Raw genomic sequence first — 18,383 nt, 5'->3', positions numbered from 1 at the left:
CGCATCACTGTGGCGCCGCGTCCGAAACCTATCGTCCCGGGACGCCAAAACGCACCGTCTGACTGTTAGTTGAGAAGGCTCCCTTGGAGCTCCGCACGCAGATCGGGTGTCAGGACCGTACCGGCACGGTCGACCAGAAGCGCCATCTCGTACCCAATGAGACCGATGTCGGCTTCCGGATGTGCAAGCACCGCGAGCGAGGAACCGTCGGAAACGGACATGAGGAACAGGAATCCCCGCTCCATCTCCACAACCGTCTGGTTCACGCTGCCGCCCTCGAAGATGCGCGAGGCACCCGCGGTGAGGGAGGTCAGACCGGAGGCGACAGCGGCGAGCTGGTCCGCACGGTCTCGCGGAAAGCCGTCCGACATCGCCAGAAGGAGTCCGTCGGCGGAGACCACCACCGTGTGCGACACCCCGGGGGTGTTGTCCACGAAGTTGGTGATCAACCAGTTAAGGTTCTGCGCCGCCTGGCTCATCGGGCTCACACTAACGCTCCTGGTTGTAGGTGCTGTCAGGCCCACCGTGGTGATTCCTGGTGGCCTGGCCGTTCGTGTCACTACCTGCGGTGCGTCCCCGCTGGACGCCCTGGCGCAGGTTGCTCAACCTGCCCCGGATGTCCTCGGGGGCGCGGGAGACCGACGGGCCTCCCTGGGGAGTCGCTTCCGCGGCACCCTCGATCAGGTTGGCCTTCGGCACCCGGCGCGGCAGGCCGGAGGAGGTTACCCCGCCCGCCTTGGGCTTGCGGAGCTGTGAGGCCTGCTGCCAGCGGTCGTCGTTGGTCGAGCGCCAGTCGTCGGGGCCGGTTCCGTTGCCGGTCCCGTTCCCGTTGGTGTTCCCGTTCTGCTCCACGGGGGCCGGGGCCGGTGTCTCCTGGACCACGTGCTGCCCGCTGGTGCCGTTGCTCGTGCCGTTCGCGGGAGATCCGCGACGGGGAAGCCCGGCGTCGGTCAGCGCGTGCGGAGCGGAGGGGGCCGGTCCCGGACGCTCGAAGCCTACGTGGTTCCGCTCACTCACGTCAGCGGCCTGCGGGGACTCCGTTTCCGGAGCGTACTCGGAGCGCTGCCCGTTCTGGTAACCGTCCGGCTGCGGCCAGTCATCCTGGTAACGCCGCTCCTCGAAGGCCGAGAAGGACTCCGGGGCGGAGGCGTGGGCCGGGGCGGGCTCGTCCTGGACGGGCTCCGTGTACGTGGGCTCCGGGTAGCCGGCGTTGCCGTTCGAGGACGGGTAGCCGTTCGTCGACGGGTACTCGCTGCCGGTCGACGGGAAGTCGTCCGTCTGCGGGAAGCCGTTGCTTCCGTTGTAGTACGGCTCCTCGTACGCCGTCTGCTGGTCGTAGCCCGTGAAGGACTGCTCCGGGGACGGGGTCGGGCTCTGGCCGTTCGGCGCGGCGGTGAAGTCGTCGCCGTACGCGGGGGCCTCGATGGCCTCCGGGCCGCCCGGACCGTCGTGTGTCTGGGCCTCCAGCTGCGCGCGGCGCTCCTCACGCATCAGCGAGCGGCCCACCGGGTCCAGCTCGCGTATGTCGTCCGGGACCTCGGTGTAGCGGCTGTCGTCGAAGCCGAGCTCGGCCGCCGTACGCATCGGCTGCTGCTGTGCGCCCTGGAAGTTCTCGCCGATGTACTGCTGCTGCGGAGCCTGCTGCTGCTCCGGGATGATCTGCGAGACGGTGAACTCGTCGCGCTGCATCTGCTGCTCGCCACCGCCACCGTGGGTGATGGCGTCCGGGAGCATGACCAGCGAGGTCGTACCGGCCTGCTCGCCCGAGGGGCGGAGCTGGACGCGGACGCCGTGCCGGTCGGACAGCCGGCCGACCACGAACAGGCCCATGCGCTGGGAGATCGCGGCGTCCACGGTCGGTGGGTTGGCCAGCTTGTGGTTGATGTCCGCGAAGTCCTCGGCGGTGAGGCCGATGCCCTTGTCGTGGATCTCGACCATGATGCGGCCGTCGGGAAGACGGGTCGCCGTCACCCGGACCTTGGTCTGCGGGGACGAGAACGTCGTCGCGTTCTCCAGCAGCTCGGCCAGCAGGTGCACGAGGTCGGTGACCGCGCGGCCGTGGATCTCGGCCTCCGGTACGCCCGACAGCTCGACGCGCTCGTACTGCTCCACCTCGGAGGAGGCGGCGCGCAGGACGTCGACCAGCGGGACCGGCTGGTCCCAGCGGCGGCCCGGCTCCTCGCCGGCGAGGACCAGGAGGTTCTCGCCGTTGCGGCGCATACGGGTCGCGAGGTGGTCCAGGCGGAAGAGGTTCTCCAGCTGGTCCGGGTCTGCCTCGTTGTTCTCCAGGTCGGTGATCAGGGTCAGCTGGCCCTCGATCAGGGACTGGTTGCGGCGCGACAGGTTGGTGAAGATCGCGTTGATGTTGCCCCGCAGCATGGCCTGCTCGGCGGCCAGCCGGACCGCCTCGCGGTGGACCTGGTCGAAGGCGCGGGCGACCTCGCCGATCTCGTCCGTGGTGTTGATCGGGATGGCGGCGACCCGGGTGTCGACGCGGCCGGGGTCGGTGCGCGAGAGCTGGTCGACCAGCATCGGCAGGCGCTGCTCGGCGATCCCGAAGGCGGCGTTGCGCAGCTGGCGCATCGAGCGGCTCATCTGGCGGGCCACCGCGCCGGCCAGGATGAAGGCGAGGAGCAGGGCGACCACGACGGCCGCACCCACGATGAACGCGTCACGCTTGGCGTCGTCGGAGATGCTGGCGGCCTCGGTCACCGCGCTCTTGGAGAGGTCGCTCTCCAGCTTGAGGTACGCGTTGTACTTGAGGGTGGTGACCGCCCACCAGTTCTGGCGCGTGATGCCCTTCGCCGCGAGGTCGGCCCGGTCACTCTCCTTGGTCGTGGCAAGCCCGGCGAGGGCCGAGATCATGTCGGTGGGGTTGGCCGGCGGCGCGACATACGTCTCGCCCTTGGCGGCGGCGGCCTCCGCGGCCTGCTCGGCCATCGCCTTGCCCTCGGCCGTGACCTGGACCGTCGCGTCCTCGAGCTTCTTGGCGTCCTCCGCGGTACCGCCCGCGACGTACTCCGCGATGGCGATCCGCTCCAGGTACGCGTACGAGGCGATGCCGATGCGCTGGCTGGCGAAGGCGCTCCCGCCGGGGCCGGGCTTGGTCAGCAGGTGCATGCCGATGGCACGCTGCAGCGACACGGCGGACTTGGTGAGCGAGATCGCGTAGACCGTCCGGCCGTAGGCGGTGATGTTGCCCGTGCCCAGGCCCAGCTCGTTGGAGAACTCCATCAGGGAGTGCGTGACAGCGGTGTAGCTCTCCTCGGACTGCACACCGGTCAGCCTGGGGGTGTAAGCGGCCGCCCGGATCGACGCCAACTGGGGCTCGACCTCGCGGAACAGCTTCAGGCGGCGCTCGACGCTCGGCTTGTCCGGGATGTTCTGGGCGGCGATGTCGAAGGCGTCGGCGGCCTTGTCGGTGGCCGCGCGGGCCTTGACGACCGTCTCGTCGTCCTCGCCCTTGCCCTCGAGCAGGGGCGCCGCGGTGACATCGCGCTCCTGGAAGAGGGCGTCGCCGTAGACCAGGGAGGCCTGCACGAGGCGCGCGGTCTGCTCCGCGTCCTCGGCCTCCTGCCAGGTGTCGATCGAGCTCTTCACCTGGAAGCCGCCCATGATCAGGCCGACCACCACGGGTATGAGCAGGATCGCGTTCAGCCTGGTCGGCACGCGCCAGTTGCGCGGGGAGAAACGGCCACCACTTGGAGCGGGTGGCGCCATCGGCTCGGAGCCGGGCAGGGGGGCGGGCGTCGCTCCGCGCGACGGCGGGGTGAAGTTGCCCCGGGCCGACGGCTCGGGACCGTTCTTGCTTCGCCTCACTCGACCAACAACCTCTCGGCGGAAGGCACCAACGTTGTGCCGCAGTGTCTCAGAGCCTGCTACGTCAAAGACCCTGTATGTGTGTACGTCTTTGACTATTAGGCAGTTCAGGCATTCCAGCACGTCAGCCTTCGCTCTTCCAAACGTTGGAAAGGGAAGATCCGTTGTGATGTAAGCCCCAGATAAAACGGTCATAAAGAACGAGCCCCGCCAAAAGGCGGGGCCGATGTGAGCGCAGTGAGACCGGGCGACCGCGACGCGTGGCCGTACCACCAGATATCTCTGTCGAAACGTTATGAACACCGGGGCCGACCGTGTCAAAGGACACAGCCGACTCCGGTGTATCTACGACAACTGCCGTACGGCATAGCCGAATTGTGCTACCGCAGACGCGCCATGAGCGCGTGCTCGACCAGCGTGATCAGCGCACTCTTCGCATCCGAGCGGTGCCGGGCGTCCGTCGTGATGATCGGGGCGTCCGGTCCGATCTGGAGCGCCTCGCGCACTTCTTCGGGGTTGTACGGCTGGTGCCCGTCGAAGCCGTTGAGGGCGATGACGAAGGGCAGGCCGCTGTTCTCGAAGTAGTCGACCGCGGGGAAACAGTCCGCGAGCCGGCGGGTGTCGACCAGCACCACGGCGCCGATCGCGCCGCGTACCAGGTCGTCCCACATGAACCAGAAGCGGTCCTGACCCGGCGTACCGAAGAGGTACAGGATCAGGTCCTGGTCCAGGGTGATGCGGCCGAAGTCCATGGCCACCGTGGTGGTGGTCTTGTCCCCGGTGTGCGTGAGGTCGTCGATGCCCGCCGAGGCGGACGTCATGACGGCCTCGGTGCGCAGCGGGTTGATCTCCGAGACGGCGCCCACGAACGTGGTCTTGCCCACGCCGAATCCACCCGCGACCACGATCTTCGCGGAGGTGGTGGTCGCCCGGCCCCCGTCAGAGCTTGCGAAGTCCACTGAGCACCCTTTCGAGCAGTGTCACCGCTGGTGCACCGCCGTTGTTCTCGTCGCCGCCCGGCTGGTGGATGGCGACCAGTCCGGCCTCGGCGAGGTCCGCGACGAGGATGCGCGCCACACCGAGCGGCATGGCGAGAAGCGCTGACACCTCGGCCACCGACTTGACCTCGCGGCACAGGTGGCAGATGCGCTGGTGCTCGGGGAGCAGTCCCATCAGCTGGGCCGGGTCGGCCGTCGTGCTGATCAGCGCCTCGATGGCGAGCTGGTAGCGCGGCCGGGTCCGGCCGCCGGTCATGGCGTACGGCCTTACCAGCGGCTGGTCGCCCTCGTCCTCGTACGTATGAGCGTACGGATCATGAGAGGCGGTGGGCGGGGTCATGAGTCCTCCGGGCGGGACAACGTCGGTCAGTCGTGCCGTCTGACAGGGGCCGGTGCGGGCTTTGTGGCGGCCGGACGGTGATTTCGTGAGGCGGGTGGAACCGGAGCGGTCAGTGGAGCAGACTGCCCTGTAGTTCGGCGCGCAGATCCGGAGTGAGCACTGCGCCCGCCCGGTCGACCAACAGCGCCATCTCGTAGCCGACGAGGCCGATGTCGCAGTCCGGGTGGGAGAGGACCGCCAGGGACGATCCGTCCGAGACGGACATGAGGAAGAGGAAGCCCCGCTCCATCTCGACGACCGTCTGGGCCACCGTGCCGCCCTCGAAGATCCGGGATGCCCCGGCCGTCAACGAGGTGAGCCCGGAGGCGACGGCGGCGAGCTGGTCGGCGCGGTCTCGGGGGAAGCCTTCCGACATCGCCAGAAGGAGACCGTCGGCGGACACGACGACGGTGTGGGACACACCGGGGGTGTTGTCCACGAAGTTGGTTATCAACCAGTTGAGGTTTTGTGCCGCCTGGCTCATCTGGCTCAACTAACGCTCCTGCTGGTGAGTGGGGCTGGGGAAGCTGCCCGTCTGGTCGGAGCCGTTGCCGGCCTGCCGACCCTGGGCGATGCCCCTACGGAGATTGGTCAGCCGGCCGCGCACGTCATCAGGCGCACGCGAGACCGCCGGACCGCTTTGGTGCGGTTGCTGCTGAGCCGTACCCGGTACGAGGTTCGCACGCGGGACCCGGCGCGGAAGGCCGGAAGTAGTGACGCCACCGGCGGCCGGCTGGCGGACCCGTTCGGCCTGCTTCACCAGCTCGTCGTTGGGCGAGGAGCGCCAGGAACCCGTCGTGGCCGGCGCGGTCGCCGGACGCGGGGGAGTGGGCGCGGAGGAAGGCTGCGAGACGGCCGAACCGTTGCTGCTGCCGTTGCCGTTGCTGGTGCCGTTGGCCTGCGGACGGCCGTTCTGCGGCTGCCCCTGCTGACCCTGCCCGTGGAACCAGTTGGTCTCCAGGGTGTCGTACAGAGGCGTACGTCCGTCACCGGGACCGCTCGCCGGCGGCAGCGCCTCCGGCTGCGGCGGGCGCGGCGGAACCGGCGGACGGGAGCCGCCGAAGTCGGCGGGACCACGGCCCGCGCCCGACTGCGGACGCTCGAACTGGCCGGTGGACGACGGGTCCTGCGGGCGGCGCGGCACCGGGCCCCGGTTGTCGAATCCGGTGGGCGCGGGGAACTGGCCGGTCGAGCTGCCGTCGTACCCGTTCGGCGCCGGGAACTGGCCCGTCGAGCCGCCGTTGTACGAGGGCGGCGCGAACTGACCGTTGTTCTGCGGGTTCTGCTGCCCGGCGGGCGGCGTGCCGAAGACGTCCGAGCGGACGAACTGCCCGTTGTTCTGCTGGCCGTTCGTGTCGGAGGACGAGCCGCCGAAGTCGGGGAGGGGGAACTGACCCGTGTCCGAGGGGCCGCCCGGGCGCGGGGCGTTGTACGGGGCGGCCGGGCCCTGGAGATCGTCGATGCGGGGGATCGCCGGCATCTCCGACGTCGCGCCGGGGCCCTGCCGGTCGTCGATGCGCGGCATCCGTGAGGTGGAGTCCGGCTCCTCGTGACCGCGCGGGGTGTCCAGCGAGGCCCGCGAGACCGGCGGCTGCGCGTTCTCGTCGCTCCAGCTCGGACGGGCCGGCGCGTTGCCACCGGGCAGCTCGGGACGCGCACCGCCACGCGGCGGGAGCTGCGGACGGCGCCCGCCGCCCTGCTCGTTGTTGGCGCGCTGCGGCGGTACGGGACCGCGCGAGCCGCCACCGAAGGCGTCCTGACGACCACTGTTGTTGCCGAAGGCGTCCTGGCCCTGGCGTGCGCCCGGTCCGTCGCCGAAGCCCTGCGGGGCTCCCGCGGCCTGCATGCCCTGCGGAGCGCCGGGAGCCTGGCCGCCGAAGCTGCCCGCACCCGCACCGGCCGGAGCCGGCCTGCCGCCCTGCTGCGGGGCGCCCGGACCCTGCGGTCCACGCGGCGCCGAACCCGGGGCACCCGGGCGACCGCCCGCGTCCCGGCCGGGCAGCGCGGCCCGCGGACCGTGGCCGGAACCGACCTGGCCGCGCGGAGCACCACCGGCGCCGAGGAGCCCGCCACCGGCGGGAGCACCCTGGCCACCGCCCCGGCGGGCCGCGGCCACACCGGCGGCGGCCTGCGCGGCACCGGGGCCGCCCACGGGGGCGCCACCCTGGCCGGGCTTGCCCGGAGCGGGCTTCTTGCCGCCCTGGGCGACATCGACGGGGAGCATGACCAGCGCGGTCGTGCCACCGGAGTCGGAAGGACGCAGCTGGATCCGGATGCCGTGGCGCTGCGAGAGGCGGCCGACCACGAACAGACCCATGCGGCGAGAGACGGAGACGTCCACGGTGGGCGGTGCCGCGAGGCGCTCGTTGATCGCCGCGAGGTCCTCGGGCGAGAGGCCGATGCCGGTGTCGTGGATCTCGATCAGGACGCGACCGTCGGGCAGCGCGTGACCGGTGACCTTGACCTTCGTCTGCGGGGAGGAGAACGACGTGGCGTTCTCCAGCAGCTCGGCGAGCAGGTGCACGAGGTCGTTGACCACGCGGCCGGCGACCTCGGTCGTCGGCACGGAGGACAGCTCGATGCGCTCGTACTGCTCCACCTCGGACGCGGCGGCGCGGAGCACGTCGACCAGCGGGACCGGGCGGGTCCAGCGGCGGCCGGGCTCTTCACCGGCGAGAACGAGCAGGTTCTCGCCGTTTCGGCGCATGCGGGTCGCGAGGTGGTCGAGCTTGAAGAGGGAGGACAGCTGGTCCGGGTCGGCCTCGCGGGACTCCAGTTCGGAGATGAGCGACAGCTGACGCTGGATGAGGCCCTGGGAGCGGCGCGAGAGGTTGGTGAACATCGCGTTGACGTTGCCTCGCAGGAGCGCCTGCTCGGCGGCCAGCCGTACGGCCTCGCGGTGCACGTCGTCGAAGGCCGCGGCCACCTGGCCGATCTCGTCCCGGGAGTGCACACCGACCGACTCGACGGACGTGTCGACGTCCTGCGGGTCCGACTCGGACAGCTGCTTGACCAGCTCGGGCAGCCGGTCCTGGGCGACCTTGGTCGCGGTGTCCTGGAGGCGGCGCAGCGAGCGGATCATGGAGCGGGCCACGACGAAGGCGCCGACCAGCGAGACACCGAGGACGAGGAGGATCAGCGCACCGGAGATGATCGCTTCCCGCTCGGCCTCGTTGCGCAGCTCACGCGCCTTCTGCTCCATCTGGCTGAGCAGCGTGATCTCGATGATCTTCATCTGCTGGATCTTCGCCGAGTCGTCGTCGACCCAGTCCTTGTAGGAGCGCTTCGGGAGCCCCTGGATGCCGTCCCTGCTCTCCAGGATGCGCCTGGCGTACAGGTCGGCGGCCGTGATCGTCGGGTTGCCCTCGTCGATCGACTTGAGGAGATCCTCGGCGCCGGAGCCGTAGATGCTGATGAAGCTCTTGAGTTCGGAGTCCTGGCTGTTCAGCGCGGAGTCGCCGTACAGCCGGTCGTTCTCCGACAGGTCGCCGATCGACTTGTTGTCCGCGGGCAGCGCCGCCGCGATGACCGCGCGCTGCACGGACGCGTACTCCTTGGCCGAGGAGAAGGCGGCCAGGGCGCGGGTGCGGGTGATCATCTCCGGGTTGCTGGTGGCTTCCGCCATGTCCTGGGAGAGCTCCAGCAGATGGGTGATCAGCCGGTGATAGGACTCGATCGTCTGCGTCGAGTTGTCCTCGGACGCGTAGGCGTTGCTGCGGATCTCGTTGATGTCGCCGAGCTCGCTGACCAGACCCACGAGGCTCTCGCGGACGCCCTGGAGGTTGCCGGTCTTGCTCGCGGCGTCGATCTCCTCGGCACCGTCGATGAAGTTGGCGCGGGCCCGGTCGACCTTGTCGCGGACGCCCTTGATGCCGATGTCACTGGCCGGCGCGTTGTTCGCGAGGGGACCGGCCGACTGGTCGCGCTCCTCCTGGAGCGCGGAGGACAGCTCGGTCGCCTGCTTGGTGATGTCGGTCAGCAGCCGCATGTTGTCGAGCTGCTGGATGTCGTCCATGTTGTCGCTGATACGCAGCGCGCCGAGCGAGGTCGCGGCGACCACGGGGAGCGCGAGCAGCGAGACCAGACGGGTCGAGATGCGCCAGTTGCGCAGCGCTATTCGCGAGCCGGGGCCGCTCGACCCCGTGGGGGGCTTCACGGGCGGCGCGGCGGGCGCGGACGCACCGGTGGCCGTGCCCTTGCCGGCTCCACCGGGCGCACCACTGCCGAGGCGCGCCGCCCGCTCGCCGTTGTCGCCGGACAGAGCTGCCTGGCCCGCGTTCTGGGCGTGCTGGGGGGAGGAACCGTTACCGGCTCCGTTGTGTGGCTCCGGCTCCGCCGAAGCGCTGCCATCCCTCTTGAAACGTCCCTGCACTAGCGTCGCAACCTCTGGACCAGGCGCCCTTCCGCGTGAACGGACGGACGGTGTCGGCGTATAGGGGGCGCCCTGAAATACGCCCCCCATGGTGGTCGTGAGTAACCCGGCGCTGGTTCCCCCTAACGTGCCGCCACTCGGCGCTGCTTCGCGCCCCCTGTGCGCCGGCTCGTCATCCCGCGGCGGTTCGAGGAATTCCAGCACAGTGCCGGATCTCCAACAAGGCCAATGGGTCACGGTGTGACGACGATGACGCCTTGTGAGCGATGCGTCACGAGGCGTAGAAGGCGATCTGGTACATAGCGGACCAATTCCCACGAGTCGCGGGGATAGTCACGGTGTCCAGGTCGCCATGATCAGGAGCGGAATGAGGGCTTCAGTGAAGCAATGTCCGTTTCGTAAGGGGGGAGTGGGGGCCGGAATTGACCGGTTTGCCCATGGATTCGTGAGCAAACTCACACGGGGTTCACGGGGTCTCCGTGACTTCCCCGGGGAATCGCATGTTTAGCCTGACGCTTTACAGAGGTGGCACATCCGACAACCCGCGCGCGGACGGCGGCTCTCAGGCCTGCCGGGCGCCCGGACACGACAGGGTCGAGGAAAACAACAGTGAAGACGACGACGATGTTCCGCAACATCGCCAACCCCCGGCGCACGACACTGGCGCACCTGACGGACGCCGACGAGCTGACGCCCGTCGAGCAGCCGGAACACTCCGTCGACCTCCCCACGCAGACCGCCAACCCCCGCCGCACCATCCTCATGGAGGCCCCGGTCGCGGCCCTCGTCGCGGAGTAATACGCGCGACGACCGCCCGGCTACTCAGGGCGGACCCTGTGAGTCTCTCTGTGTCAAGGGCGCCTCTGCCCCTCGTACCCGGTTCCCGGCCGTACGAAGGTCATGGGCGCCCTCACTTATTGCGCGAGGCGCCCGCCCCCGGGCGCGTTAGCCTGGAGCGTCAGACTCCGGACCAGCAGAGGGGCGCAGGAATCCCGTGCGCATCGCCAGATTCTCCATCGACGGGAACGTCGCCTTCGGCGCGGTCGAGGGCGACAAGCCGGACGAGCTAGTCCTGGACATCATCAAGGGCATCCCGTTCGCCGACTTCGAGCTCTCCGGCACGAAGGTTCCCCTCGACAAGGTCCGGCTGCTGCCGCCGGTGCTGCCCAACAAGGTCGTCGCCTACGGCCGCAACTACGCGGAGCACGCGAGGGAAATGGGCAACGAGGTGCCCGACGCCCCGTTCGCCTTCTTCAAGCCGTCCACCTCGGTGATCGGCTCCGGCGACGTGATCCAGTACCCCTCCTTCTCCGAGGACCTGCACCACGAGGCCGAACTCGCCGTGGTCATCGGCCGGATGTGCCGCGAGGTCCCGCGCGAACGCGTCAAGGACGTCATCCTCGGCTACACCTGCGCCAACGACATCACCGCGCGGGATGTCCAGAAGCGTGAGAAGCAGTGGGCGCGGGCCAAGGGCTTCGACACCAGCTGCCCGCTGGGCCCCTGGGTGGAGACGGACCTCGACCCGTCCGACCTGACGATCCAGCTCACGGTCAACGGCGAGCAACGCCAACTGGGCCGCACCAGCGAGATGATTCACTCCATCGAGGACCTGATCGTCAACATCACCGAGGCCATGACGCTGCTCCCCGGCGACGTGATCCTCACGGGCACCCCGGCAGGCGTCGGACCGCTCACCGTCGGCGACGAGGTCGCCGTCACCATCGAAGGCATCGGCACTCTCACCAACAAGGTTGTCAAGCGTGGCTAGCGCACCCGACCCCGCCGTCCGAGTACGGTTCTGCCCGTCGCCCACCGGTAACCCCCACGTGGGCCTGGTCCGTACGGCGCTGTTCAACTGGGCGTACGCCCGCCACACCGGCGGCACGTTCGTCTTCCGCATCGAGGACACCGACGCGGCCCGCGACTCCGAGGAGTCGTACGAGCAGCTGCTGTCCTCGCTGCGCTGGCTCGGCTTCGACTGGGACGAGGGCCCCGAGATCGGCGGCCCGCACGCCCCGTACCGCCAGTCGCAGCGGATGGACACCTACCGGGAGGTCGCGGCCAAGCTTCTTGAGGCCGGCCATGCCTACCACTGCTACTGCTCCACGGAGGAGCTGGACACCCGCCGCGACGCCGCTCGCGCCGCCGGCCGGCCCTCCGGCTACGACGGCCACTGCCGCGCCCTGACCGACGAGCAGGTGTCGGCGTACACCGCCGAGGGCCGCACTCCGATCGTCCGCTTCCGGATGCCCGACGAGACGATCACGTTCACGGACCTGGTCCGCGGCGAACTGACATTCACGCCGGAGAACGTCCCGGACTACGGGATCGTACGAGCCAACGGCGCGCCCCTGTACACGCTGGTCAACCCGGTCGACGACGCGCTGATGGAGATCACGCACGTCCTGCGCGGCGAGGACCTGCTGTCGTCGACGCCGCGCCAGGTCGCCCTGTACAAGGCACTGATCGAGCTGGGCATCGCGAAGCAGGTCCCCTCCTTCGGCCACCTGCCGTACGTGATGGGCGAGGGCAACAAGAAGCTCTCGAAGCGTGACCCGGAGTCGTCCCTGAACCTCTACCGGGAACGCGGCTTCCTCCCCGAGGGCCTGCTCAACTACCTGTCCCTGCTGGGCTGGTCGCTCTCGGCGGACCAGGACATCTTCTCCATCGACGAGATGGTCGCCGCCTTCGACGTGTCGGACGTGAACCCCAACCCGGCCCGCTTCGACCTGAAGAAGTGCGAGGCGATCAACGCCGACCACATCCGGCTGCTGGACGTGAAGGACTTCACGGAGCGCTGCGCACCCTGGCTCCGGGCCCCCTTCGCGCCCTGGTCGCCGGAGGACTTCGACGAGGCGAAGTGGCAGGCGATCGCCCCGCACGCCCAGACCCGTCTCAAGGTCCTCTCGGAGATCACGGACAACGTCGACTTCCTGTTCCTGCCCGAGCCGGCCACCGACGAGGTGTCCTGGACAAAGGCGATGAAGGAGGGCAGCGACGCGCTGCTCCGCACGGCTCGGGAGAAGCTGGAAGCGGCCGACTGGACGTCCCCCGAGTCCCTGAAGGAGGCCGTCCTGACCGCCGGCGAGGCCCACGGCCTCAAGCTCGGCAAGGCCCAGGCCCCGGTCCGCGTCGCCGTCACCGGCCGCACGATCGGCCTCCCGCTCTTCGAGTCCCTGGAGATCCTCGGCCAGGAGAAGACGCTGGCCCGTATCGACGCGGCACTGGCGAAGCTGGCCGCGTAACACCCACACACACGCGAGGGGCGGGGCCCCCCCCCACCCGGGGGGGCCCCCCCCCCCCGGGGGGGGGCCCCCCCGGGGGGGGGGGGGCCCCGCCCCTCGAACGTTCGGTTCACACGGCGTCGTTCTCGTCGATCAGGTACGTGAACTCGTCGAAGATCTCCAGTACGACGATGACCATGACGGCCCCCGCGACCATGTACTCCAGCATCACGCCGGGGGCCACATACGCCTTCCGTAGATGTTCGTCGGGGCCGAGTTGTGCTGTCGCAGCCTTGCGGAAGGGGTCACGCGACAGTATCCGCACCGCTTTGTCCAGCTGGGCTCGACGCTCGCCGGGCAGGCCGTCGTAGGCCGCACGGGCCTCGACGGTGAACTGGACTCGGTACTCGCTCATGCACCCAGTGTGCCAGCCCGCGCTACCGTCGGTGTCATGACGATCCGAGCCGTGGTCTGGGACATCGACGACACCCTCTTCGACTACACCACGGCGGACCGCGCCGGCATGCGGGAGCAGCTCGTGGCCGAGGGCCTGCTCGACGGGTATGACACCGTCGAGCAGGCCCTAGTGCGTTGGCGGCAGGTCACCGACAGGCAGTGGGCGCGGTTCGCGGCGGGGGAGATCGACTTCCCTGGGCAGCGCCGCGAACGGGTGCGGATGTTCCTGGGCGAGGAACTGACCGACGTCGGGGCCGACGCCTGGTTCGACCGCTACATCGGGCACTACGAGGCCGCCTGGGCGCTCTTCCCGGACGTACTGCCCGCCCTCGACCTCCTCGCCGCCAGTCACCGGCACGGGGTGCTGTCCAACTCCAGCCTCCGCGTGCAGGACCGCAAGCTGCGCGTGCTGGGCGTCCACGACCGCTTCGAGGCGATCCTGTGCGCCGCCGAGCTGGGCTTCTCCAAGCCGGACGCCGAGGCGTTCCACGCGGCCTGTACCGCTCTGAACCTGCCCCCGCGCGAGGTGGCGTACGTCGGTGACCACCCCGAGATCGACGGGCAGGGCGCCGCCGACGCCGGAATGCTGTCCGTGTGGATCGACCGCGACGGCCTCGGCGACGCGGAACAGGCGCCCACGGGCACGCATCGGATCGCCTCCCTCGCCGAACTTCCCGCGATCCTCGGCGCCGATACCCGTTTTGGAGCGCCGTCCACCTTCAGGTAATGTTCTTCCTGCGCCACCGGAGAGCGGCCCGACAGGCCAGGAACCGGAGGCGCACGCTAGAACGAGATCCCTGCAAGGGCTTGAGTTCCAGTGGCCTATGGTGTAATTGGCAGCACGACGGTTTCTGGTTCCGTTAGTCTTGGTTCGAGTCCAGGTAGGCCAGCTCGCAGATTGCTTCAAATCTGCACCCGTGGAGATCAACTCCACAGAAGCCCCCGTTGTGTAGCGGCCTAGCACGCTGCCCTCTCACGGCAGTAGCGCCGGTTCGAATCCGGTCGGGGGTACAGATCCTTCCCGGAGGGTCAGTACGGGTCGCACCCGCTGACCTTCATGCAGGATCGCTAGGGCCCCCGTTGTGTAGCGGCCTAGCACGCTGCCCTCTCACGGCAGTAGCGCCGGTTCGAATCCGGTCGGGGGTACGCTTTACTTGAAATGCCTTGGTCTATGGTGTAATTGGCAACACTACGGTTTCTGGTACCGTCATTCTTGGTTCGAGTCCAGGTAGACCAGCTCGGATCTGCGGCGGTGTAGTTTCAACCGCTTGCAAGATCCTCGCCCCCGTTGTGTAGCGGCCTAGCACGCTGCCCTCTCACGGCAGTAGCGCCGGTTCGAATCCGGTCGGGGGTACGTACGTCAGTCACGGTGGCCCTTCGCTTCGGCGGGGGGCCACCGTGCGTTTCCCCGTCGTGTTGATCTGCCTGCCGGGCGCCAACATGCCTTCGCGCAGGGAGTAGTTGATGGAAACGATGCCTGCCGGTGAGGGCCTGCCGCGGCGTTGAGGCCGGCTCTCTCCTGGCGTTCGTGCCCTGGGTGTCAGCTCGTGCGGCGCAGGGCCTCCGAGAGGCGGCCCGCGGCGTCGATGACCGCCTGGGCGTGCATGCGGCCGGGGTGGCGGGTCAGCCGCTCGATGGGGCCGGAGACCGAGACGGCCGCCACCACCCGGTTCGACGGGCCCCGCACGGGGGCCGAAACCGAGGCGACGCCCGGTTCGCGCTCGCCGATGGACTGGGCCCAGCCCCGGCGTCGTACGCCGGACAGTGCCGTCGCTGTGAAGCGGGCGCCCTGGAGGCCGCGGTGCAGGCGCTCCGGCTCCTCCCACGCCATCAGGATCTGGGCCGACGAGCCCGCCTTCATCGTGAGCGTCGAGCCGACCGGGACCGTGTCCCTGAGGCCCGAGAGGCGCTCGGCCGCGGCGACGCAGATGCGCATGTCGCCCTGGCGGCGGTAGAGCTGCGCGCTCTCGCCCGTCAGATCGCGGAGGTGGGTGAGCACCGGGCCGGCGGTCGCGAGGAGGCGGTCCTCGCCCGCCGCCGCCGCCAGTTCTGCCAGGCGGGGGCCGAGAATGAACCGGCCCTGCATGTCGCGCGCCACCATGCGGTGGTGTTCCAGGGCCACGGCGAGACGATGTGCCGTGGGTCGTGCCAGTCCAGTCGCCGCGACCAGTCCCGCGAGGGTGGCCGGACCGGACTCCAGAGCGCTCAGGACAAGGGCTGCCTTGTCCAGAACGCCGACGCCGCTACTGTTGTCCATGAAACGATACTCGCGTCTCACTCTGTGAAACGCAAGTTCATTTTCCGGTGGAACGCGCCACTCTGGAAGACACAGTGGCCCGCCGACCAACGGGCCCGGCGGTGGGTGTCCGGACGAGGGGTACGGGCGGTCGCCACCACAGGATCTCTAGTTGGGCCGGCGCCCGTACAGGCCGGCCGGAGGGAAAGCGATGGGTAGGACACTCGCGGAGAAGGTCTGGGACGATCACGTCGTCCGGCGCGCCGAGGGCGAGCCCGACCTTCTCTTCATCGATCTGCACCTGCTGCACGAGGTGACCAGCCCGCAGGCCTTCGACGGCCTCCGTCAGGCGGGGCGTCCGGTGCGGCGTCTCGACCTGACCATCGCGACCGAGGATCACAACACCCCGACCCTCGACATCGACAAACCCATCGCCGACCCGGTCTCCCGGGTCCAGCTGGAGACGCTGCGCAAGAACTGCGCCGACTTCGGTGTACGGCTGCACCCGCTGGGCGACGTCGAGCAGGGTGTCGTCCACGTGGTGGGACCGCAGCTGGGGCTGACCCAGCCGGGCACCACCGTCGTCTGCGGCGACTCCCACACCTCCACGCACGGCGCCTTCGGCGCGCTGGCGTTCGGCATCGGCACCTCGCAGGTCGAGCATGTGCTGGCCACCCAGACGCTGCCGCTGGCCCGCCCCAAGACCATGGCCATCACGGTCGACGGCGAACTGCCCGAGGGCGTCACCGCCAAGGACCTGATCCTCGCCATCATCGCGAAGATCGGTACGGGCGGCGGCCAGGGCTACATCCTGGAGTACCGCGGCTCCGCCATCGAGAAGCTCTCGATGGAGGCCCGGATGACCATCTGCAACATGTCGATCGAGGCCGGCGCCCGCGCGGGCATGATCGCCCCCGACGAGACCACCTTCGAGTACCTCAAGGGCCGTCCGCACGCCCCCGCCGACGCGGACTGGGACGCGGCGGTGGAGTACTGGAAGACGCTGCGCACCGACGACGACGCGGAATTCGACGCGGAGGTCGTCATCGACGGCGCCGCGCTCGCGCCGTTCGTCACCTGGGGCACCAACCCCGGCCAGGGCGCGCCGCTTTCGTCGTCGGTCCCCGATCCCGCTTCGTACGAAGACGCATCGGAGCGCCTCGCCGCCGAAAAGGCCCTGGAATACATGGGGTTGGAGGCCGGTCAGCCGCTGGGCTCCATCAAGGTGGACACCGTCTTCGTAGGTTCGTGCACCAACGGCCGCATCGAGGACCTGCGCGCCGCCGCCGCGATCGTCGAGGGCCGCAAAGTCGCCGACGGCGTACGGATGCTGGTCGTCCCCGGCTCGGTGCGGGTCGGTCTGCAGGCCGTCTCCGAGGGCCTGGACGTGGTCTTCAAGGAGGCCGGCGCCGAATGGCGGCACGCGGGCTGCTCGATGTGTCTGGGCATGAACCCCGACCAGCTGGCCCCCGGTGAGCGCTCCGCGTCCACCTCCAACCGCAACTTCGAGGGCAGGCAGGGCAAGGGCGGCCGTACGCACCTGGTGTCGCCGCAGGTCGCCGCCGCGACGGCCGTACTGGGCCACCTGGCCTCCCCGGCCGACCTGTCCGACGCCGACGCCCGTACGCCCGCTGGAGTCTGATCAGCCATGGAAGCATTCACCACGCACACCGGCCGGGCCGTCCCGCTGCGGCGCAGCAACGTCGACACCGACCAGATCATCCCTGCTCACTGGCTCAAGAAGGTCACGCGGGACGGGTTCGAGGACGGGCTGTTCGAGGCCTGGCGCAAGGACGAGAACTTCATCCTCAACCGGCCCGAGCGCAAGGGCGCGACGGTCCTCGTCGCCGGTCCCGACTTCGGTACGGGCTCCTCGCGCGAACACGCCGTCTGGGCGCTGCAGAACTACGGCTTCAAGACCGTGATCTCGTCGCGCTTCGCCGACATCTTCCGCGGCAACTCGCTCAAGAACGGCCTGCTCACGGTGGTTCTGGAGCAGAAGATCGTGAACGCGCTGCAGGAGCTGACGGAGAACGACCCGCAGGCCGAGATCACCGTTGACCTGGAGGCCCGCGAGGTGCGCGCCGAGGGCATCACCGCGGCGTTCGAGCTCGACGAGAACGCCCGTTGGCGGCTGCTGAACGGGCTGGACGACATCTCCATCACCCTTCAGAACGAGGACCAGATCGCTTCGTACGAGGCGAAGCGGCCCTCGTACAAGCCCTGGACGCTCAAAGTCTGAACAAGGACTGAACGAGGACTGAGTCGGAAGCTCTTCGCAAGTAGGGTTTCGGCCAGCGCGACACCCCGTCTGTACCCCCGATCGCCACGATTGGGGGTACAGCTGTTTCTGCCTCCAGGGCCTCTCCCGTGCCGTACCGGGCCGTCTCAACTTCCCATGTTAGAAAGGGTGTTGACGGGGTACCCGGGTCTTGACACCGCGACACCGGAGTGGGCGCGGAAGGCCGTTTGAGGCGGCAGTTGCCCCCTGCGCAGGCGACAACTCGCCCCAGATGGCACAATCTGTGCATGGAACACGACGGCCAACTCGAGCTCTACACGGCGGTCGCGGCCCAACTCAAGGAAGCGCACACAAGAGTGCGCGCACTGCAAGTCCCGGAGGGCGTACGGATGGCGCTGACCCGGAAGCTGCTGGTCATTACGGCCGCGGCCAAGCACGATCTCGCCGACGCGACAAGGCGGCTGGAACGCTTCACGGCGGACCTCGACGAGGGTCGATTCCCCGACGAGGACCACTGAGGAACTCCGTGACAGCCCGAGTTCGTTGCGGCACAAGGGTGATTAGCCCGTTTCGTGTTTGATTTGCGGTATATATCTGCCTAACGTGCGAAAAAGCTTGAACACTTTCGTTCTGGCAATGTCTCCGAAGGGGAAG

Annotated in this window: 15 protein-coding genes and 5 tRNA genes; 12 read left to right on the top strand and 8 right to left on the bottom strand. The window is 69.1% G+C overall.

What is annotated here, in order from left to right; translation table 11 throughout:
- Positions 1-65: 65 nt before the first annotated feature.
- From ACH4TV_RS29215 to ACH4TV_RS29190, 6 genes are all read right to left on the bottom strand, one after another.
- Positions 66-479 carry a roadblock/LC7 domain-containing protein gene (locus ACH4TV_RS29215; protein ID WP_330287552.1) on the bottom strand — a complete coding sequence of 138 codons (414 nt, stop codon included), beginning with the start codon at positions 477-479 and terminating at the stop codon, positions 66-68.
- A gap of 10 nt (positions 480-489) precedes the next feature.
- On the bottom strand, positions 490-3,819 hold the full coding sequence (locus ACH4TV_RS29210; RefSeq protein WP_398403209.1) for a nitrate- and nitrite sensing domain-containing protein: 3,330 nt from the start codon (positions 3,817-3,819) through the stop codon (positions 490-492).
- A 380-nt stretch (positions 3,820-4,199) separates the two neighbouring features.
- Complete coding sequence (locus tag ACH4TV_RS29205; protein ID WP_164418474.1) at positions 4,200-4,778, bottom strand: ATP/GTP-binding protein; 579 nt, start codon at positions 4,776-4,778, stop codon at positions 4,200-4,202.
- On the bottom strand, positions 4,759-5,157 hold the full coding sequence (locus tag ACH4TV_RS29200) for a DUF742 domain-containing protein (protein ID WP_006375303.1): 399 nt from the start codon (positions 5,155-5,157) through the stop codon (positions 4,759-4,761). Before ACH4TV_RS29200 ends, ACH4TV_RS29205 begins: the two co-directional genes overlap by 20 nt.
- Positions 5,158-5,266: 109 nt before the next feature.
- The gene (locus tag ACH4TV_RS29195) at positions 5,267-5,680 is read right to left on the bottom strand and encodes a roadblock/LC7 domain-containing protein (RefSeq protein WP_044471908.1); all 414 of its coding nucleotides are present in this window, start codon (positions 5,678-5,680) and stop codon (positions 5,267-5,269) included.
- A 9-nt stretch (positions 5,681-5,689) separates the two neighbouring features.
- Entirely contained in the window at positions 5,690-9,568 is a 3,879-nt protein-coding gene (locus tag ACH4TV_RS29190; RefSeq protein WP_398403206.1) for a nitrate- and nitrite sensing domain-containing protein, read from the bottom strand.
- Positions 9,569-10,177: 609 nt separating this feature from the next.
- Here ACH4TV_RS29190 and ACH4TV_RS29185 point away from each other — a divergent pair.
- From ACH4TV_RS29185 to gltX, 3 genes are all read left to right on the top strand, one after another.
- Positions 10,178-10,366 (top strand): hypothetical protein, encoded by a 189-nt coding sequence (locus tag ACH4TV_RS29185; protein WP_398403205.1) that lies wholly within the window; start codon positions 10,178-10,180, stop codon positions 10,364-10,366.
- A gap of 196 nt (positions 10,367-10,562) precedes the next feature.
- The gene (locus tag ACH4TV_RS29180; protein WP_398403203.1) at positions 10,563-11,339 is read left to right on the top strand and encodes a fumarylacetoacetate hydrolase family protein; all 777 of its coding nucleotides are present in this window, start codon (positions 10,563-10,565) and stop codon (positions 11,337-11,339) included.
- On the top strand, positions 11,332-12,816 hold the full coding sequence (gltX, locus tag ACH4TV_RS29175; protein ID WP_398403201.1) for a glutamate--tRNA ligase: 1,485 nt from the start codon (positions 11,332-11,334) through the stop codon (positions 12,814-12,816). The genes ACH4TV_RS29180 and gltX overlap by 8 nt, the downstream gene beginning before the upstream one ends.
- Positions 12,817-12,925: 109 nt before the next feature.
- Here gltX and ACH4TV_RS29170 read toward each other — a convergent pair whose 3' ends face one another.
- Positions 12,926-13,210: a hypothetical protein gene (locus tag ACH4TV_RS29170; protein ID WP_398403199.1), complete on the bottom strand. Its 285-nt coding sequence runs from the start codon at positions 13,208-13,210 to the stop codon at positions 12,926-12,928.
- Between the two features lie 36 nt (positions 13,211-13,246).
- Between ACH4TV_RS29170 and ACH4TV_RS29165 the strand changes: the two genes are divergently transcribed.
- The 6 genes from ACH4TV_RS29165 to ACH4TV_RS29140 all read left to right on the top strand — a co-directional run bounded on the left by ACH4TV_RS29165 (position 13,247) and on the right by ACH4TV_RS29140 (position 14,605).
- A complete protein-coding gene (locus ACH4TV_RS29165) occupies positions 13,247-13,978 on the top strand; it encodes an HAD family hydrolase (protein WP_398403197.1) in 732 nt (243 codons plus the stop codon).
- Between the two features lie 91 nt (positions 13,979-14,069).
- Positions 14,070-14,141, top strand: a tRNA-Gln gene (locus ACH4TV_RS29160).
- 48 nt (positions 14,142-14,189) lie between these two features.
- Positions 14,190-14,262 (top strand) — tRNA-Glu (locus ACH4TV_RS29155).
- Positions 14,263-14,324: 62 nt separating this feature from the next.
- Positions 14,325-14,397, top strand: a tRNA-Glu gene (locus ACH4TV_RS29150).
- Positions 14,398-14,416: 19 nt separating this feature from the next.
- A tRNA-Gln gene (locus ACH4TV_RS29145) sits at positions 14,417-14,488 on the top strand.
- Between the two features lie 44 nt (positions 14,489-14,532).
- Positions 14,533-14,605: transfer RNA gene (locus tag ACH4TV_RS29140), tRNA-Glu, on the top strand.
- Between the two features lie 186 nt (positions 14,606-14,791).
- On the opposite strand, the gene ndgR is transcribed toward ACH4TV_RS29140, so the two are convergent.
- Entirely contained in the window at positions 14,792-15,508 is a 717-nt protein-coding gene (gene ndgR / locus ACH4TV_RS29135; protein WP_055517819.1) for an IclR family transcriptional regulator NdgR, read from the bottom strand.
- Between the two features lie 190 nt (positions 15,509-15,698).
- Here ndgR and leuC point away from each other — a divergent pair, with 190 nt between their 5' ends.
- From leuC to ACH4TV_RS29120, 3 genes are all read left to right on the top strand, one after another.
- Complete coding sequence (gene leuC, locus ACH4TV_RS29130) at positions 15,699-17,129, top strand: 3-isopropylmalate dehydratase large subunit (protein WP_398403195.1); 1,431 nt, start codon at positions 15,699-15,701, stop codon at positions 17,127-17,129.
- 6 nt (positions 17,130-17,135) lie between these two features.
- Entirely contained in the window at positions 17,136-17,729 is a 594-nt protein-coding gene (leuD, locus tag ACH4TV_RS29125; protein ID WP_398403193.1) for a 3-isopropylmalate dehydratase small subunit, read from the top strand.
- A gap of 287 nt (positions 17,730-18,016) precedes the next feature.
- Positions 18,017-18,247, top strand: coding sequence for a hypothetical protein (locus ACH4TV_RS29120; RefSeq protein WP_398403191.1), 231 nt, complete (start codon positions 18,017-18,019; stop codon positions 18,245-18,247).
- The last annotated feature ends 136 nt before the right edge of the window (positions 18,248-18,383 follow it).

Source organism: Streptomyces sp. NPDC020898, from assembly GCF_044333925.1.
GTDB lineage: Bacteria > Actinomycetota > Actinomycetes > Streptomycetales > Streptomycetaceae > Streptomyces.
Note: the sequence above shows the minus strand (reverse complement) of the source record. Positions and strands in the feature narration are given on the sequence as shown.

Coding starts and splice junctions, on each gene's coding strand:
- ACH4TV_RS29170 (WP_398403199.1), bottom strand. CDS start 13,210: ATGAGCGAGTACCGAGTCCAGTTCACCGTCGAGGCCCGTGCGGCCTAC.
- ACH4TV_RS29195 (WP_044471908.1), bottom strand. CDS start 5,680: ATGAGCCAGGCGGCACAAAACCTCAACTGGTTGATAACCAACTTCGTG.
- leuC (WP_398403195.1), top strand. CDS start 15,699: ATGGGTAGGACACTCGCGGAGAAGGTCTGGGACGATCACGTCGTCCGG.
- ndgR (WP_055517819.1), bottom strand. CDS start 15,508: ATGGACAACAGTAGCGGCGTCGGCGTTCTGGACAAGGCAGCCCTTGTC.
- ACH4TV_RS29200 (WP_006375303.1), bottom strand. CDS start 5,157: ATGACCCCGCCCACCGCCTCTCATGATCCGTACGCTCATACGTACGAG.
- ACH4TV_RS29120 (WP_398403191.1), top strand. CDS start 18,017: ATGGAACACGACGGCCAACTCGAGCTCTACACGGCGGTCGCGGCCCAA.
- ACH4TV_RS29165 (WP_398403197.1), top strand. CDS start 13,247: ATGACGATCCGAGCCGTGGTCTGGGACATCGACGACACCCTCTTCGAC.
- leuD (WP_398403193.1), top strand. CDS start 17,136: ATGGAAGCATTCACCACGCACACCGGCCGGGCCGTCCCGCTGCGGCGC.
- ACH4TV_RS29215 (WP_330287552.1), bottom strand. CDS start 479: ATGAGCCAGGCGGCGCAGAACCTTAACTGGTTGATCACCAACTTCGTG.